The organism is Desulfovibrio sp. (assembly GCF_035644575.1).
In the GTDB taxonomy this organism is placed as follows: Bacteria; Desulfobacterota; Desulfovibrionia; order Desulfovibrionales; family Desulfovibrionaceae; genus Desulfovibrio.
On the sequence record NZ_DASQOG010000058.1, the window covers coordinates 22577 to 39835 of the forward strand.

Below are 17259 nucleotides of genomic sequence, written 5' to 3' on the forward strand. Positions count from 1 at the left end.
ATGCGTTAGAAGGTGTACTTTACGCCAAAGTAAAACTGGCGGCCCAGGGCGTAGGTGCCCTGCGATGTGGCGCTGGTGCTGAGATTGGACAGATTTTTTCTGTCCAGCAGATTGAGCGCTTCCACTTCCAGCGTAAGGGTCTGATCTTTGTACTTGATGGCGTCAAAGCTCAGCTTGGCGTCCACGTTGAGGCTGTCTTCCTGATAGGCCGTTCTGTATGACGAAAGGATAAGGCCGGAAGGCCCGACCACATTGGTGGAGCCGGAATCGTTGTAAAGGCGTTTTCCGCCCTGTTCCCAGCGCAACTGGCCCATGAGGCGCAGGCGGTCTTCCCAGAACTGGGCGCTGTGGGTGTAGGCGATAACCCAGGGGGAGTTGAAGTTGCTGGCAGGCATGTCGCCCTTTGGCGTAACCACGCCGTTGAGCAGCACAAAGTTTGGATCACGGATGGTGGAATCATTTTCATTGTAGGAGTCGTTTGTCCAGTCCGTATAGTTGCCTTCGGTTTTGGACCATGTGGCGGAAAGCTCGCCCGTGTGCTTGCCCCAGTCGCCAAAATCAAAGGTGCGCTCGGCAGAAAGCGTGATGCCTTTGTAGTCAGTTTTGCCGTTGTTGGAATACTGGGAGTAGCCGATGCCGTTTTCCGTTACCAGTGCGCCCTTGAGCTGATTGCGGTAGTCACGTTTGACGTAGGTGGCCTTGAACAACGTATCCCACACGTCAGCCGAGGCGCCAAACGTGTATTCATCGTTGTACGGCGTTTTGAGGGACCCAAGACGGAACGCCCCAGGAGGCGCTTTCGGGCCAGCAACCCAGGGAGAATTCCAGTTTGTACGCGTGAATGTTTGATAATATGAGTTGCCGTGCAAGGCTCTTTCCATTACCTGGGATCCGTAATAGCGGTTATACCCGCCGAACACATTAAAGCGGTTGTCGTTGAGCAGGTCGATATTGACAAAAAAGCGCGGAGCCACATCGGTGTTTTCGGTCAGCGAATCGTAGGAAACGCGCGCACCGGGGCGGATAGTCACACGCTCAACCTTGATGGTGTCCTGTAAATAAAATGCCGGGGCAAACACGCTCTCGCGGCGCTCAAGGTCGTTGTAAACCTGTTTTGTCTTGGCATACTGCTCGCCGGTTATGACGCCGTTGCCGTACGATCCCGATGCTCCGCTGGCTAGTGCTGCGTTGGTAAAAATCGTGTACCCACCGCGTTTGCTCTCCAGCATGATCTTTTTGAGCTCAAAACCTGTTTCCAGCTGATGGCTGAAGTACCTGGGACCAAAGGCCTTGAAGTCCATGCTGCTGGCCCAGCTCAGGGTAGTCTGCTCCTGAAGGTAGTCGCCGTAGCCGCCTTCCGTTGCCAGATTGTTGCTATGTGCCCAACTTTTTGTGGAAGGACTTATTTTCCATACATAATTGACATCTTTGCTATTTTTTCGGTCAAGGTTGTTCTTGCTGTAGGTGATGTCGTTGCTCCAGCGCCCGATGGGAAAGTCGTAGTGGCTGTTGAGCATCATATCAACGCCGCCGCCGTTTACGCTGTATTCGCCGCCGTCCTTGAAATTGGCGTTGAAGAGAGTGGCCTTGTATGGCGCGTAGATGGTGGTAAGGCTCAGATACAGGGGGCTGGTCTCCGGCGTGTTGATCTTGAAGAGGTAGTTCTCATTGAGGCGGCGTTCGGTCACGGAGCCGTCGCCAGCCTTGAGCTTGAGCGGGATGATGGATGTGGTGTTGGTGTAGGCCATCATGACGCCGGGGCCGTTTTGCCACAGGGGGCCTTCCAACCGCAGCGAAGGATAATACTTGTAAAATTCCGGTTGGTAATTGTTGCCTGCAAGGGGTTGGGCGTTGCTGTCGCTGTTGGTGTAGTGAAATTGCGTCAGGTTGCTGTCTGTATAGCGAAAGGCCGCCATGCCGCGCCATCTGTCCGAAGCGGCATCGCGCAGCTTGGCGTCGATCACGCCGCCAAGAAAATCGCCGTACTTGGCGGGCACGTTTTCCGTGTAGACTTTCACGGTGTCCAGCATGTCGGTGCTGATCATGACGGACTGCGAATCACCGGTGGGGATGCCGCTATTGGCAGTGTGTTCATACCCGCCGGGGTTAATGAGGTTGTTGTTGCCCAGACCGTTGATGATGAAGTTGTTCTCGTAGTGTTTTGCGCCACGAATGGAAATTTTTGGCGGCGTGATCTCGCCGCCGAGCATGCCGCTGCGTGAGGACGAATCAAACTGCACGTTGGACTGCCCGCGCAACAGGTCATTGATGCTGTTGGTGGCCGAGGGGGTCATGTCCATGGTGCGACGGTCGATCAGAATTTCGCCGGGCTGTTCAGTTTGGCCTCGAACCTGTACCCCTTCCAGCCGATGTACTTTGCCCGCTGAATTATCCGCAGTTCCGCCCTCTGCCGTTTTGCCCTGCTGAGCCGGGGCTGGCGCGCTGTTGCGGCGCAGGGCCTCCTCAATGGCCGCGTCATCTGGCGATTCAGCTTCCACCGCCAGCGCCATGCGCGCGGAGGGGAGTTGCGCCAGCGGGGACGCAGCTAACAGCATGAGCTGCACGCAGAGCGCTTTTTTCTTAAAAAAAGAATGCAATTTCCTTTTCATCTTGAGGCTACCTTTCTTCCTGTGACAGACAAACCGAAAGCCCGTGCGCCCTTAATGCAGGGGCACTGCCTTTCGCGCGCGTGAGCGCAGCATCAACCCGTGTATGTTAAGCGGCGCTGCCGCAATGACAGCCCTGCGGCAGCATCCGTGCCAGAGGGGCTGCAACCAGTAGCGTCAGCAGGGCAGGCAGACCAAAAACAAGTACAAGCAGGATTTCGGGTGCGCAGACGTGCAGCAGTATACCGGATTCCATGCGTCTGTTGCCTTGCCGTTTCCGCATTGCCAGAAGCACGATCAGGCTCAGCAGGTTTCCGGCCAGAGCCCAAAGGGTATATTCCGGCAAGGTGATTTTCAGGCTGGTTCCGGCAACCTGCGGTTCATACTGCACTACAGTCAGCGGGCAGAGGAATGAAAGCCAGCGCTGCTGGTTCATCTGTCGGTCAACGACTGTCGCAGGCGGGCTGAGCAGCAGGTTGCGGATGATTTTAAGGTCGCCGTCGGCGGCAATCACAAGCGCATCCTGCGCCATGCGCGAGCCAAGAGTGCTCACGTTAAAGGTCGCGTCCAGCGGGGTGGCCCACACCGAAACATTCTGCACATCAGGCTGATACTGCAAGGGCAGCCGCATGGGGGCCTGACCGCGCCTGTTTATGTACAGACCGGTTTCTGTGGCGATGGTGCCCAGCAGGTCGCTGTATTTGTTTTCACGCACATCCACGCGCAGCGTTTTGCCGGGGATGACGTGCCCGGTGTTGCGGCATTCGGGCTTGCCGCGCACCATGAGCAATTGAAGGAGCGTGCCCTTTGCATCCACAAAGAAGAGGCCTTCATCCAGACTTTTGAAGGGGTCGGCATTGCTGCCTGCGGACTGAAGGGGAAACTGCGCCCCGGCGGCGAGCACGGCGGCGGTAAAGGCGGCTCCCTTGGCGGTGTTTTCCTTGCCGTCGGCGCAATTCACAAAGCGCAGGCGGGCGGCGTCCAGCAGCAGGATGTCTGGCGGCAGCGAAAAGGACGCGGTTTCAGGCGCGGATTCCATAAGCACAAGAACGCGGGACTGCGGAAGCATGACCTCGCGCGGGGTTGCCCGCAGGCGCACGCCTTCCTGCGCATCCCGGAAGGTGACAGAACGCCCGTTGACGCTCATGGGGAACCCGCCCCATTTTTCCACATCGCGCGAAAACATGTAGGGCAGGGCCATGCGGCCATCGCGCTGGCTGATGCGGTTGCCTTCCTCGTCCCTGAACTGGAACACCGAAGGCCCGGTTTCAAAAATGATAAAGTCGTTTTTTACTGAGCTGTACACAGCGCTCAGCTGAAGATAATCCGCCCGCGTGGCCCGCAGGTACAGTTGCGGAACAAACCAGGCCAGAACAAAAATACCCAGAAACACCGGGGCAAGGCGAAGCCAGTAGATACGCATTATTCTCCCTCCTTGACCCGCAATGCGGCTGCGGCCACAGCCGGAATCCAGGGCAGACATGCCGCGGCGTAAAGCCATATGCTGTTGCTCATGGGCGCAAAGCCTCGCCCCCCTGTCAGCATGGTCACATAGGCGAACCCCGCCAGAGCAAAGCATATCTTGCGTTTGAACGAAGGGTCGGCAATGGCGGCGGCAGTGGCGCACCAGCTTGTAAGGCCAGCCAGGCCCCAGGGCAGCAGGGTTTTGAACATGGGGATGGAAAGCTCCGGCGGCAGGCCGTGGTGATTGTTTATCAGGGCAAAGCCTGCGGACGCGGCGCAGAATACAAGCGCCATCAGGCCAAGACCGGTGACGGCCTGAACAGCCAGAGCCGGAATGGCGTTGACCGGGAGGTGAAAGAGCAGGCGCAGTCTTTTGCCCATGCATTCAGGGGCCATCTGCACCGAGGCAAGCCAGATGCCGCCAAGAATGAAGGCCCACTGGAGAGAGCCAAAATAGATGCTCTCCTTGAATATAAGCCCGTTCCAGGTGTCCACGGTACCGTGCATGGAAAGCACGCCCTTGAACGTCAGGTGGTAATCCGCAAGGGCCGCGCCAGCGAAAATAAAGGGGATGCACCAGAAATAGCGCAGTTTGATCCATTCCTTAAAAAACAGTGCCTTGATCATGTCCTTCCTGCTTTGCTGTATGCCGTATTGCTGCGCCGTTCAGGGCAGATTGCTGTTGAAAATGCCCTAGTATCTGCCTGTCAGACCCACAAATGCGTCCTCAAAGGTCATGGGCACGGGCTGGGGCGCGCCATCAGGGCAGGCCACCCCGCGTGCTTCAAGAAAACCGCGCATTTCATCCGGCTGGGCACGGCTGAACAGCATCAGCCTGTCTGCGCAACGCTCGACCCGCAGCAAAGGGCCTTCGTTGTTGCGCAACTCGTCTGCGGCAGTGCAAAGCGGCAGGTCATAGCGCAAAAATGAACGCATGAAATCCGCCTGGCGTTCTTTGGCCAGAACTGTTCCCTTGTGGATAACCACCAGCGCATCAAGCAGATTTTCCAGCTCCTGCACCACGTGAGAGGTCAGCAATACCGTGGTGCCGTAACGGCGCACATGATCCCGCAAAAAGTCGAGAAACAGGCGGCGGTAGCCCACATCTAGGCCAAGGGAATAGTCGTCAAGAATCATCAGCTCGGCCCGCTGCGCCAGAATGAGGCCCAACGTGACCTGCGAGCGCTGCCCGCAGGAAAGTCTGGTGATGCGCCGGGTAAAAGGAATGTCCATGCGGCCCACCACATCGTAATAGATGCCCTTGTCCCACTGTGGATAAAAGCGGGAATAGAAGCGTTCTATTTCGCCGATGGTCATGAAATTGTACTGGATGAAGCCCTCGTGGAGCAGGCCGATACGCGCGCGCACCTGCGGCGGGATGGCGTGGCTTGGGTGCCCCATGACCATGCACCGGCCCGAATCCGGCTGCATGAAACCCATCAGGATGTTGATGCTGGTGCTTTTTCCCGCACCGTTTTTGCCCAGCAAGCCCACAATCTCGCCACGCGACACGCTGAAATTAACACCGTGCAGCACTTCTGTGCCGTGGTAACTGTGGCGAAGAGCCTTGCATGAAATAAGCTCTTCCATCACTTGCTCTCCTTGGCGGTATTGGCCTTGCTGGGATTGGGCCTGGCGCTTTTGCCCTGGTCGGTGCTGGGCTGGGAATGCGCCGCAACTGTCCATATGGCGGAGGGAGCTGCCAGAAGGTCTTTCAGGGCTTCTGTGACCGCTTCTTTCGTGCAGTTTTGCAGGTTGCTCTCTGTTGTTTTGCTCCACTCAAGATAGGGGTAGCCTGTAGCCAGTTCTGTAAGCAGCATGCGCTGCCAGTACTGGGTGTTGGTGCGGCTGGTCTGAACCTGGGTGAGCATGGGCAGGCGCAGTCGGTCCAGCTCCTGCTGGCTCACCTTCCAGGGGGCGAGAGTCCCCAGATATTCCGTAACCTGCCCCATCTGTTCCCGGTTGGTGTGTACATCGATCTGGAGCAGGGTATAGCCGCCCTCATTGGGCATGGTGCGGTAAAAGGCGCTGGGGCTGTAACTTGCGCCCATGCGTTCGCGCAGATCGCGGCGCAATTTGTCGCGCAGCAGCGCTGCCGCAAGCTGCCGGGCAGCCAGAACCTCCCTGTTGCCCTGCGGTGCGAAATCAAGACGCCATGCCTTGCGGACAACAGCCTGATCTACGGAATCAGGAACCAGAATGTTTGCGGATTTGCCAGCAGGAAATTCCAGCGGAGCTGGTTTTTCTTCCACAGCCGCAGGCTGGGTTGTGATGTGGCTGAAGTAGCGTTTTGCCAGTGAAATTGCTGTATTGGGGTCGATATCACCGCTGAGGATCACACGCACAGGCTCTTTTTTGCGGCTGGCAGAGATAAAACGGCGCACATCGTCAATGCCCAGGCTGGCTGCCTCTTCGGGTTTGAGGGGCTGGTATCTGCGCGCATTGCCGTAAAAAAAGGCCTGCCCTGCGATTTTTGAAACATCTTCAACCGTTTCAGTCTGTTTACGGTTCTGAGCTTCAAGTTTGCGCAGGGCGCGCTGGAGATCGCCAGCCTCAGGCTGCGGATCGCTGAATTGCGTCCACACCGCCTGCACCAGCAACTCTAGTTGCCGGGAGTCGCCTTCAACACTGATGATGGCATTGTTGGGGCCGTGCATCTCGCCGACCCTGCCGCCCATGCGCTCTGAGAGTTTTTGCGTTTCAAGGCGCGAGAGCGCGCCAATACCGCCTTCTGACAATGTTGCGTTGGCTGTTTGGGCAAGGGCGATGATGCTGCCGGGCAAGTTGGCGTATCCCTTGCCGAAGAGAAGCTGCACCGAGGCCTTGTTGGGCTCAAAATTCAGCGGCAGCACATAACATTCAACGGCATCGCTCAGACGGGTTTGGAGGAGCGTTACGGCTGTGCTGCCCGGCTGGGAGAGATCGCGGCTGGCTATGGGCGCATCTGTGGAGGCCGCTGGTGCCGATGCTGCCGGCGGAAGTTCAAGGTAGGGGAAGGCAATGGATTTTGTCTGCACCGCGGGGGCTGGCTGCGCAGCAAGACCATCTTGCCATGCGGCGAGGATGGCGGCTGCATCGGGCGGCGTGGCGCTGCCCACAGCAAGGAAAACATCATCCATTGCCAGCATGGAGCGGAGCGCAGCATTAACCACATCTTCCGTGATGGAGGGCCGCAACAGCCGGAACAGGTCCAGATCAAAGGCGGGCGCGGTTTGGACGTAGTCCGCATTGGCGGTGCGCACAAACTGGTCTGCCACATCGGCATTGCTCATGCCCAGGCGCTGCTCCTTGAAGCGTGAAATTCTTTTTTCTGCAAAATCAAGAGCCTGAGATATCTCTTGCCGGGTGAAGCCGTGCGTTGCCGCCCGCTTCAGCTCTTGCGCCAGGGCAGGCAGCGCCTGTTGCCAGCCGCCGGGATGCGTTGTCAGGCCCATGGCGGCAGAAGGAGTAAGGCCCTGCCGCCAGTTGGCGGCAAAGCGCGCGTTGTTCCAGAGATTGTCGCGCTGGTCGCGCTCCAGCAGGCGGCGTTGCATGCAGTAGCCAAGCACGGAATCCACAAGCTGGTTTTGCTGATTCTGGCGCGTGTCGCGCTGGTGCATGCGCGGAAAGCGCATGATGACGGAAAGTTCCTCGCCGCTGATGGCCCTTTGCTCCCCTTGCGCCTGGATGCCGCCAAGCCGCGCCTCGCCCCAGGATGGAGGGAAGGGCGCCGGGCCGGGGTTCACCATGTCTGCAAAGCTGTTTTTTACAAGCTGACTAACCTGATCGGCAGTGACGGAGCCTGCAATGACCAGAATCATGCGTTCCGGGTGATACCATTTGCGGTAAAAGGCCTTCAGGCGCTCGGAGGTTGCCCCCCGGATGCAGTCTTCCGTGCCGATGGGCTGGTTCACAAAGGCTGTGCCCGCATAGAGCCGGGCCGTGCGCTGGCGTTTGCTTGCCATGGCTTCGCTGTCGCGCACGTTTTTCTCTGCCAGAATAACGCCCAGCTCTTTGGCGACTTCTTGCGGGGCAAACTGGATGCCATCCGCAAAGTCGCGCAGGATTTTCATCCCCATGGCGAGAGTGCTGGTGTCGCAGGATGTGAGGTTGAGCTTGAAGACGGTTTCTGCCCAGGCTGTATGGGCATTGGTGTCGCCGCCAAAACTCATGCCGTGGCGCTGGAAAAATGGAATGAGCGATCCGGGCGCAAAATTGCGCGTTCCGTTAAACGCCATATGCTCAATGTAGTGGGCATAGCCCAGTTCACTGGGCGTTTCCATCAGCGAACCGGCCTGAACATTCAAATACATGGAAACGCGGCCTGACGGCTTGGCATTGGGGATGACCGCATAACGGAAACCGTTTGGCAGCCGCCCAAAAGTGATTGCAGGATCTGGCGGCAGGTCAGAATGCTCGTGCGCCCACTTGCCATCATACCAGAATGCTTCGCCAGGGCTGTTTGCAACGATATTTTTTGCAAATGATGTGGAAGTTAAGGCTGTTAACACAATGCAGAGGGCAAGAATTGATTCGGTCAAAAATATGGGCATGTCTTCATATCCGCATGTTTGGGTGCTTGAAGTAATGAAAATTACTATCTGGAAATGAAATTGAATTTCTTTTGACTTAGCTAAGTAGTCTGAAATTCAAATAGTGTCAATTATAATGGGGTATTATTTGTAAGCCGCTATAACTTATAAAAATATCAGAAAATCGAAAAGGCAAAAGTTATTGAGCGAAATCTAATATGCTTAATTAAATAGCTTTTATAAAAAATTGCTGCGGGCTACAGCAGGAAGAGAGCCTCTTTTGAAAGGCGGAAGGTGAGGAGGGGAGCGGTGGCTGTTGAGAGTGCAGGTTACTGCTGGAGGCCGTGAGAGTGTACCGTGGGTCGGATTATTGGTGGCTGTGGTAATTGCTGGTGCGTAAAAAAGAAGGAGGAGTTGTGTTTCTCCTCCTTGCCTGTTTGGGCTGACTGGCTGCACCGCCTTACCCAACGAATCTTGAATCTGCTGGCAAGCGCAACACTGGTGGCATCCACAGAAAATGTATCTGATCTGCCAAAAACTACTGCACTTTCTCGCAACTTGCTAATAAAACTGCATTGCTACAATAAAAACATGATAATGCAAGGCATGTAGCGTGCTATGCGTATTTCAGTTTGTCGTCAGATTTTTGCGGACACCCAAAAAATGGACGCTTCACAGATTATCAGGATGCAACGTATGAATTCCACAGCCTGATAGCAGCTGATTCGCTGACAGACCACTGTAAGGGGCAGTTTCCGCATTCGCAGACAAGCCGATATATGTCGTTAATTCTGCCTTCGGGTCTGGATACTTCGACCTTTGGGGCCTTTCCACATTTGATACAGGGATGAATGACAGGAAGGTTTTCTTTGTTCATGCGGGCAACATAATCTTCTTGTTGCCGGTAGTCAAAAGGGATTAACCATGCATGCCCGCCAGGTGCTTGCTTGGGGCATAATGACTGCTTGCGAATGGCCGTGCAGTAGTTTTCGTTTCCCTGCCATTAAAATATATACGTGACCGCATCCGTTGACCGTGTTTTCAAGCAAGACTGGAAGAATTTCTAATTAATCAAATATATAATTATTACAATTTGTTAAGTGTTTTTTACAAAAAACTATGGAAAGTGATTTCAACGCTTCCCAATGCGCACAGTTGAGTGCAACAAGGTTAATTGTATATATAACTTGTGTAGTCTTGTTATTGGTATATATTTTTGTTGATTTTTTAATTATAGCAATTTTAGAGACACTGTTAATTTGTTGTGATACTATTTTTGCAGATATTGATTGATTGGAGTAGCTATGGAATATCAACTTGATCTTGTTTCTGTGGCTCTCAAGAGCGAAGGTGAAAAAAACTTCACCCTTGCAGATGGTCATGAAATGAAAATTTTGCCATCGGGCGATGGCAAAACAATGTCCATCATTATTGATGACGGTGCTTCATACAAGACTAAAGGAGCTAGCAACTTTGTAAAAATAATCAGACAGATATTAGATGGTAGAGGCATTGCCGGATGGGATGAAACTCGGGAAGGGCAAGACAATGTTGATCAGGTACTTTTCATGTACAAAGATGATATTGAATGATGTTTCCTGAACAGTTTGTAATGTATAATGCTTGAAGCATCATGTACAGAGTATGAATTATTCTACAATCAATCCGCACCATGCTTTTATTTTACAATGGGTAACGTTTATTTGCCCATGTGAGGAGGTACAATTTTTTTGAACATGAACAGGAGAATGAATTATGCAAATTAACTCAAAACAGCGTGCTGAAATAGAACGAATTTTATCTAATTGGAAAAGATATCTTGATAGTCTTCCACCAGCATCAGATGATTTGAAATTACATAAATGGCTTGGTATGAATACGTCTTTAGTGAAAAAAGATGCTTTTAGTAATAATTTGCGCTTTGTTGCAGATGAGCTGAGAACGCGCCTTGATGCAACGGCATTATAAAGCAGGCTAATACATAATTGGGGTGTGAGTAGGGCTGTCCTTGGCAGGGTTGGCAACGATATTTGGCCGCAAGAGCTGAATGTTGCATCCTAGGGGCAGTTTGTCCTCACTCCCCTTTTATTTGAAGGTGGATGCTCCAGGTGATTGCCACTCTTTGGGGAGGTCGGGACTCTGCGGGGAGAGAGGCTGGTTTTTGCAAGCTGCTCCGCATTCTGGCAGCAGCTTGAGCAGGGACAGTCAATTTTTGAGGGCGGTTGAATTTGCTTGGAGCAGGCTGTGGCATGACTCAGATAAAAAAAGAAGGCCGTGAAAATCACGGCCTTCCTGCATTCTAAATGCTTACTGGGCTTACCAGCGACGGGCGGCGGGCTTTTTGGGCTCAGCCTTGTTCACGCGCAGGGCGCGGCCGTCAACTTCTTTGCCGTCAAGGGCGGAAATGGCGTTGATGGCGCTGCTTTCGTCCATTTCAACAAAACCGAAGCCACGGGCGCGGCCGGTTTCGCGATCAGAAATCAGGTTGACGGAAAGAACATCGCCATAGGGCTTGAAGAGAGCTTCAACGCCGTCCTGGGTGGCAGACCAAGACAAATTACCGACATAAATAGAAGTAGCCATGTGAGACTCCAAGGGGTTAAGGGGAGGTAGACTTTCTGCTTGAAGCCTTACCCATGTAAAGTCTCTGGCGAAAAATTTACTATACCCAATCAGTGATGTGGCAACATAGGGCGGAGTGCAGAAAATGTCAATGAATGTTATTTTAAAATAAGGGACATGACGGCAGTAATTTACAATTTTTATAGAACTATTATCAGGCCGATCAGTGGGATACCGACTAAAAAATTATTTTTTATTATTCATTTAGACACCATGATTTTATGTTGATATGATAGTTGTTTGATATTGAAAAAATTGGAGCATATATGAATTATAAATTACGGCTTGTCGCAAATGTTCTTACAAGTAAGGAAGAAAAGGTTTTTACCTTTCATGACGGGCAGAGAATGTCCATCGAACCCGTGGGCGATGGTAAGACAGTAAATATCACCCTGGGTGAAGATGAGACGTACAAGACTAAAGGGGCCGATGCCTTTTTAAAAAGGGCGGAAAAAATACTCAAGCAGCGGGCACAAAGTGAGCCTGACGGTTCCTCAGAGAATCATGACGATATATTCAAGATCCTTTCCCTGTATGAGGGCTGCGGCCAGCGCCGTAGGTGATCTGCGGCTGAAAGTGCCGTATAAAGCAGATAGTGTAATTTAATTTTTTTATTACGCTTCTTTTGTGTTTAAAAACTGGCTTTGCCTATTGAGGCAGAGCCAGTTTTTACGTCTGTGAGCTGGAATATGGCTCGGGCTACGCTAGTCTCAGAGGGATGCCGCACACGGTGGCTTGTGGTACTGCCGATGAAAATTTTCAGAGTATAGGCTTAATGTTAATTGATATAAAAACAGATATAGCTTAGTATTATAAACAAGGGAAGGTTATGAGAAATAAATTTTTGGAGGAAATATGTTTAAGCGGATTGCTCTTGCAGTTGCCCTGACTCTGGCGCTTTCGGTTCCCGCCATGGCTGAAAATTCCGGATTTTATGTGGGCCTGAAGTTCCTTGACTCCATCCAAAGCACGGGTTCCATGTCCAGAAGCGGTGCAGTTGTTAACGCCTTTGATGTCAAGAACTACTCGCAGAACACTGTGGGCGGCGGCATATATGCTGGCTATGACTTTTATTCCCTGAATCAGGTTCCCTTGCGCGCGGAAATTGAATACGACATCCGCACCAACTCCACCACCAGCTGGGAACTCAAAAATGGTGGCAATGCTGCTGACCTCAAAGGCACCTGGGGCCTTCAGACCCTGTTCCTTAACGCGTATTGGGATTTCCACAACAGCACGGCCTTTACTCCCTATGTTGGCGCGGGCCTTGGCATGGGCTTTCTCAAGAGCAAGTACGAGATTGAAATCCCCGGCGTGGGAAGCGAAAGCACCACCAATCTGAACACTGTTTTTGCGTGGAATGCCGGCGCTGGCGTTTCCTACGCTTTTACTGACAACATTTCTGCTGATCTTGCCTATCGCTTTGTGGGCCTCGGGTACTCGGAAACTGAAAAGACCATTCTGGGCGAAAAGCAGAAGCTCGGCATGGCTCCCTATGCCAACGAATTCAGCCTTGGCTTGCGGTACACATTTTAAGCATATTGTTTCATGACCACCTCCCTTCCTGTGGCCGTCCTGTGTGGGCGGCCTTTTTTGCTTTGTCTACCTGAGGGGGCATACCAGGTGCAAACCAATGTCGGGGGGGGGATTTATTTGTGGGGAGGGGCAAGGATAGCATTCTATGTGCGAGCGCGCCTGTCCTCGGCTGCTCGTTGAATGGCTGGCATCAGTCTTTGGCAAGGATTTGTAGTTCGTGCAGCTTGCCCCAGGCACAAGCTGTTCGGTCGTCGCTGAAAGAGAGCAGACAGAGGAGCTTCTGGGGCAGGGGGGGGGCGAATCTGTCACGAATAGAATCACGGGGAGTTGTGGCTCGCCAAAAGAAAAAGGGGTTACTGTTTCCAGTAACCCCTTGAAATCTGGCGGAGAGGGGGAGATTCGAACTCCCGGTACGCTGTTAACGTACACACGATTTCCAATCGTGCTCCTTAGACCAGCTCGGACACCTCTCCATTCGGTGTTGTGCACCGCTCAAAGCCGAATACCTATATAGCAGGCATTCAGGAATTGCAAGAGAAAAAATTGAATCAGGGCAGTTTGTTGCAAAAAAAGTTGCCGCAAGGGGTGCAACCGGCCCAATGCGGTGCGCCCTTTCCTGTTCGCCGTGCAGGGCATCGGCCCTGGCGAAGCCCCACAGCACAGCAAAGCGCCAGAGCAAAGTCCCACAAGAGCAAAGGCCCACCCGGAATCCCGGATGGGCCTTGCATGAGATATCAACAGGGCAACGCCGATCGGCCCAGGCTAATCGTCTTTGCGATCCTTGTTCTTGGTCTCGTCATCTTTGCGCTTTTTTTTGGTGATCTGCGCGGCGCGATAAAAAGCCCACAGGCCAAACATCGCCATAACGGTAATGCCCACAGCGTTGAGTGTCTGGATGTCCATTATCTGATCCTTCTGACGGCATCAGACTGCTGAGGCCGCGCCATTGCGCAAGCGCGCGTTCAGTTGTGGGCTTGCCCGCAGGGGGCTAGCCCATCACGCCAATGGTGCTGAAGCCGCTGTCCACATAGATGACCTGACCAGTCACAGCATGGGCAAGGTCAGAGGCGAGGTACAGGGCCGTGCCGCCCACGTCGCCGGTGGTGACGTTGCGGTGCAGCGGGGCGTTGCGGTCAACAATGTTGCACAGATCCTTCATGCTGGAAACAGCAGAAGCGGCAAGGGTCTTGATGGGGCCGGCGCTGATGGCGTTGATGCGGATGCCCTTGGTGCCGAAGTCGCAGGCAAGATAGCGCACGGAGGCCTCAAGAGCGGCCTTGGCCACGCCCATGACGTTGTAGCCGGGGATGACCTTGGTGGAACCGTGATAGGTCATGGTCATGATGGAAGAACCCTCGTGCAGCAGGGGTTCAAATGCGCGACAGACGCCGGTGAGCGAGTAGGCGGAAACATCCAGGGCAAGGCGGAAGCCCTCGCGGGAGGTGTCTACAAAGCGGCCACCCAGGTCTTCGCGATTGGCAAAGGCCACGGAGTGCACAAGAATGTCCAGGTCGCCCCATTTTTCTTTGACGAGGTCGGCGGCGGCCTGAATCTGCGCGTCATCGCACACATCGCACTGGAAGGTGAATTCACCGCCAAGCTCTTCGCTCAGGGGGTCAACGCGTTTTTTGATGGCATCGCCCACATAGTTGAACGCCAGGCGGGCACCCTGTTCCTTAAGGGCATTGGCAATGCCGTACGCGATACTTCTATTATTGGCCAAACCCAATATAAGAGCTTTCTTTCCTTGCAGCAGCATGGATCCTCCTGAAAAAAATGCAAGCCGAACGAGCCGGCACTAAAGTGTATCAGAACAGCGGCAGCGCGCGCCTGGGCGAAAAAAGCCGCACAATATACGCGGCGCTGTCGGACAGTGGACGGCAGGTCGATGGTACAGCCCGGCGCTTTTGTGAAAAAAGTACCTAGCCTCCCACGCCAAAGGCGCGCCCGGCACTGTTGTACCGGACGCGCTCAAATTTTTTACTTTGTAAGGATGTCGTAAGCTTCCTGGTAGCGATTCGCCGTGGCCTTGATGATTTCTTCCGGCAGGGCGGGCGGCGGGGGCTGCTTGTTCCAGGGCTGCTTCTCCAGCCAGTCGCGCAGATATTGCTTGTCAAAGCTGGGCTGGCCCTGACCGGGCTGATACTGGTCAGCGGGCCAGAAGCGGGAAGAATCGGGCGTGAGCACTTCATCAATGAGGTGCAGCTTGCCGTCAATAAAGCCGAATTCAAACTTGGTGTCGGCCACGATGATGCCGCGCCCGGCGGCGTAGGTGCGCCCGGCCTCGTAAATGGCAAGCGTGGTGCGCTCAACCTGGGCGGCGGTTTCCGCGCCAAGCAGTTCCGCCGCCTGGGCCACGCTGATGTTTTCATCGTGCTGGCCCAGTTCGGCCTTGGTGGAGGGCGTAAACAGCGCAGGTTCCAGCTTGTCGGATTCGCGCAGGTTGGCGGGCAGCTTGTAGCCGCACAGGGTGCCGGTGGCCTTGTAATCCTTCCAGCCGGAGCCGGTGATGTAGCCGCGCACAATACATTCCACAGGCAGGGGCTTGGCTTTGCGCACGATGACGGCGCGGCCTTCAAGCTCGTCCTTCCAGGGTGCCAGAGCGGCGGGGAAGCGGTTCACATCGCTTTCAATCAAGTGATTGGGGATGATATCCTTGAACTTTTCCATCCAGAACAGGGTGATCTGGTTAAGAATCACGCCCTTATAGGGGATGGGTTCGTTCATGATCACATCAAAGGCCGACATGCGGTCAGTGGTGACAATGAGCAGTGTTTTTTCGTCCACATCATAGATGTCGCGCACTTTCCCGCGAGAAAGAAGGGGATAGGCGCTGATCTCGGTTTTTACCACGACTTTCATGATGGCTCCTGATTCCTCTGGCTCTTGCTATTTCTTCCCGCGCGCTTCAACGGAGCGGGCGTGGGCTTCCAGGCCTTCCAGCCGGGCAAGGGCGGCTATGGACTGCATGTTCTGCTGTAAAAAGGTTGAAGAAGCGGCCACGATGCTGGTCTTTTTGCAGAAGGTCTGCACCGAAAGAGCCGATGAAAACCGCGCCGTTCCCAGTGTGGGCAACACATGGTTGGGCCCGGCAAAATAATCGCCCACAGGTTCTGGGCTGTGCTGGCCCATGAATACGGCCCCGGCGTGGCGAATAAAGGGCAGCACGGCCCAGGGGTCGCGGGTGCACAATTCAAGATGCTCCGGGGCCACCATGTTGGCAACCGCCACAGCTACGGAAAGATTGGGCGTAACCACAATGGCGCTCCAGTCTTCCAGCGCGCGGGCGGCGGTGGTGGCTCTGGGCAGGGCGGCGCACTGCTTTTTCAGCTCTTGCTGGAGGGCATCGGCCAGGCGGGCATCGTCAGTGATGCAGATAGCCGAGGCCAGGGCATCGTGCTCCGCCTGCGAAAGCATATCCGCTGCAAGCCATGCAGGGTTGGCGGAAGAATCGGCCAGCACGAGCACTTCGCTCGGCCCGGCGATCATATCAATGCCCACAGTGCCCTGCACAAAGCGCTTGGCGGTGGTGACAAAAATGTTGCCAGGCCCGGCAATAACATCCACAGGCTTAATGGTTTGCGTACCGTAGGCCATGGCCGCAATGGACCATGCCCCGCCAACGCGGTAAACTTCATCAATATCAAGCAGATGCGCAGCGGCAAGAATGTGCGGATTTACCGTGCCGTCCTTGCGGGGAGGCGTAAACACGGCCAGACGCGGCACGCCTGCCACCTGGGCGGGTATGGCGCTCATGAGCAGGCTGGAAATAAGGGGCGTATTGCCGCCCTGACCACCGGGAACATACAGGCCGCCCGCGTCAACAGATGTAACCTGCTGGCCGAGAATACTGCCGTCCGGGCGGGTGAGAAACCACGATTTCTCAACCTGGGCTTCGTGGAAAGAACGTATATTGGACGCAGCCTCGCCGATGATTTCGCGGCTTTCGATGGTAACGGAGGCTGCCGCCTTGGCGATTTCCTGTTCGCTCACGCGCAGGGGCGGAGCAAAATCAGGGCAGTCAAAATTGCGCGTGTACTCCACAAGGGCGTCGTCGCCCTTTTGCCGCACAGCGTTGATAATGTCGGTTACGGCGCTTTCCACCCCGTTGCCGGGATTGTGCCGCCCTTGCAGCCACTGGGCCAGCGCGGGCCATTCCTGTTCATGTTGCAGCGTCAAAATTCGGCATGTCATAGTGCTGTTCCTCTTCTGGTTCGCGCAATATACAGAAGCCGCCGCAGAATGTCGAGGCGCAGATGGCTGTCAACTGGCGCAAGTGCTGGAGCCGTGAAGGCGAGAACAAAACTTTTTGCAGTGACGGCAGCGCCTTGACAGGGTGGACAAGCATACTTACTTAACGGAAAGCATCGTGACCCCGCCGGGGTCGATTCAGGAGGAAGCATGCAGCGTCATAAAATGAACCACTCATTCGGACAGCAGGGCAGTCAGCAGGGCGGCCAGGCGGATAACCGGGCAGAATGCCAGCCCGAAAGACCGGAAGATGGTTTTCTTGAAGAAGA

Annotated in this window: 14 protein-coding genes and 1 tRNA gene; 4 read left to right on the plus strand and 11 right to left on the minus strand. The window is 54.4% G+C overall.

The features are described 5' to 3' along the window. Positions 1-5: 5 nt before the first annotated feature. The 5 genes from VEZ52_RS02830 to VEZ52_RS02850 form a co-directional block, all read right to left on the minus strand. Entirely contained in the window at positions 6-2555 is a 2550-nt protein-coding gene (locus VEZ52_RS02830; RefSeq protein WP_324835443.1) for a TonB-dependent receptor plug domain-containing protein, read from the minus strand. Positions 2556-2715: 160 nt separating this feature from the next. Continuing rightward, positions 2716-4029, minus strand: coding sequence for a DUF4857 domain-containing protein (locus VEZ52_RS02835; protein WP_324835444.1), 1314 nt, complete (start codon positions 4027-4029; stop codon positions 2716-2718). Beyond that, positions 4029-4697 (minus strand): hypothetical protein, encoded by a 669-nt coding sequence (locus tag VEZ52_RS02840; RefSeq protein WP_324835445.1) that lies wholly within the window; start codon positions 4695-4697, stop codon positions 4029-4031. The genes VEZ52_RS02835 and VEZ52_RS02840 overlap by 1 nt, the downstream gene beginning before the upstream one ends. Before the next feature lie 66 nt (positions 4698-4763). Then, complete coding sequence (locus VEZ52_RS02845; protein ID WP_324835446.1) at positions 4764-5660, minus strand: ABC transporter ATP-binding protein; 897 nt, start codon at positions 5658-5660, stop codon at positions 4764-4766. Next, positions 5660-8602, minus strand: coding sequence for a M16 family metallopeptidase (locus VEZ52_RS02850; protein WP_324835447.1), 2943 nt, complete (start codon positions 8600-8602; stop codon positions 5660-5662). The genes VEZ52_RS02845 and VEZ52_RS02850 overlap by 1 nt, the downstream gene beginning before the upstream one ends. Before the next feature lie 1283 nt (positions 8603-9885). Between VEZ52_RS02850 and VEZ52_RS02855 the strand changes: the two genes are divergently transcribed. Further along, complete coding sequence (locus VEZ52_RS02855; protein ID WP_324835448.1) at positions 9886-10173, plus strand: hypothetical protein; 288 nt, start codon at positions 9886-9888, stop codon at positions 10171-10173. Between the two features lie 163 nt (positions 10174-10336). Beyond that, the gene (locus VEZ52_RS02860; protein WP_324835449.1) at positions 10337-10549 is read left to right on the plus strand and encodes a hypothetical protein; all 213 of its coding nucleotides are present in this window, start codon (positions 10337-10339) and stop codon (positions 10547-10549) included. A gap of 348 nt (positions 10550-10897) precedes the next feature. On the opposite strand, the gene VEZ52_RS02865 is transcribed toward VEZ52_RS02860, so the two are convergent. Continuing rightward, entirely contained in the window at positions 10898-11164 is a 267-nt protein-coding gene (locus VEZ52_RS02865; protein WP_022658563.1) for an RNA recognition motif domain-containing protein, read from the minus strand. A gap of 305 nt (positions 11165-11469) precedes the next feature. Here VEZ52_RS02865 and VEZ52_RS02870 point away from each other — a divergent pair, with 305 nt between their 5' ends. Further along, entirely contained in the window at positions 11470-11766 is a 297-nt protein-coding gene (locus tag VEZ52_RS02870) for a hypothetical protein (RefSeq protein ID WP_324835450.1), read from the plus strand. Between the two features lie 292 nt (positions 11767-12058). Then, on the plus strand, positions 12059-12739 hold the full coding sequence (locus tag VEZ52_RS02875) for an outer membrane protein (protein WP_324835451.1): 681 nt from the start codon (positions 12059-12061) through the stop codon (positions 12737-12739). A 381-nt stretch (positions 12740-13120) separates the two neighbouring features. Here the strand turns inward: VEZ52_RS02875 and VEZ52_RS02880 are convergent. The 5 genes from VEZ52_RS02880 to hisD all read right to left on the minus strand — a co-directional run bounded on the left by VEZ52_RS02880 (position 13121) and on the right by hisD (position 16933). Continuing rightward, positions 13121-13212: transfer RNA gene (locus VEZ52_RS02880), tRNA-Ser, on the minus strand. Between the two features lie 289 nt (positions 13213-13501). Further along, positions 13502-13642 carry a hypothetical protein gene (locus tag VEZ52_RS02885; protein ID WP_324835452.1) on the minus strand — a complete coding sequence of 47 codons (141 nt, stop codon included), beginning with the start codon at positions 13640-13642 and terminating at the stop codon, positions 13502-13504. Between the two features lie 85 nt (positions 13643-13727). Continuing rightward, positions 13728-14498: an enoyl-ACP reductase gene (locus VEZ52_RS02890; protein ID WP_324835453.1), complete on the minus strand. Its 771-nt coding sequence runs from the start codon at positions 14496-14498 to the stop codon at positions 13728-13730. A gap of 221 nt (positions 14499-14719) precedes the next feature. After that, on the minus strand, positions 14720-15601 hold the full coding sequence (locus VEZ52_RS02895; protein WP_192111476.1) for a phosphoribosylaminoimidazolesuccinocarboxamide synthase: 882 nt from the start codon (positions 15599-15601) through the stop codon (positions 14720-14722). Positions 15602-15628: 27 nt separating this feature from the next. Next, a complete protein-coding gene (gene hisD, locus VEZ52_RS02900; protein ID WP_324835454.1) occupies positions 15629-16933 on the minus strand; it encodes a histidinol dehydrogenase in 1305 nt (434 codons plus the stop codon). Between the last annotated feature and the right edge of the window lie 326 nt (positions 16934-17259).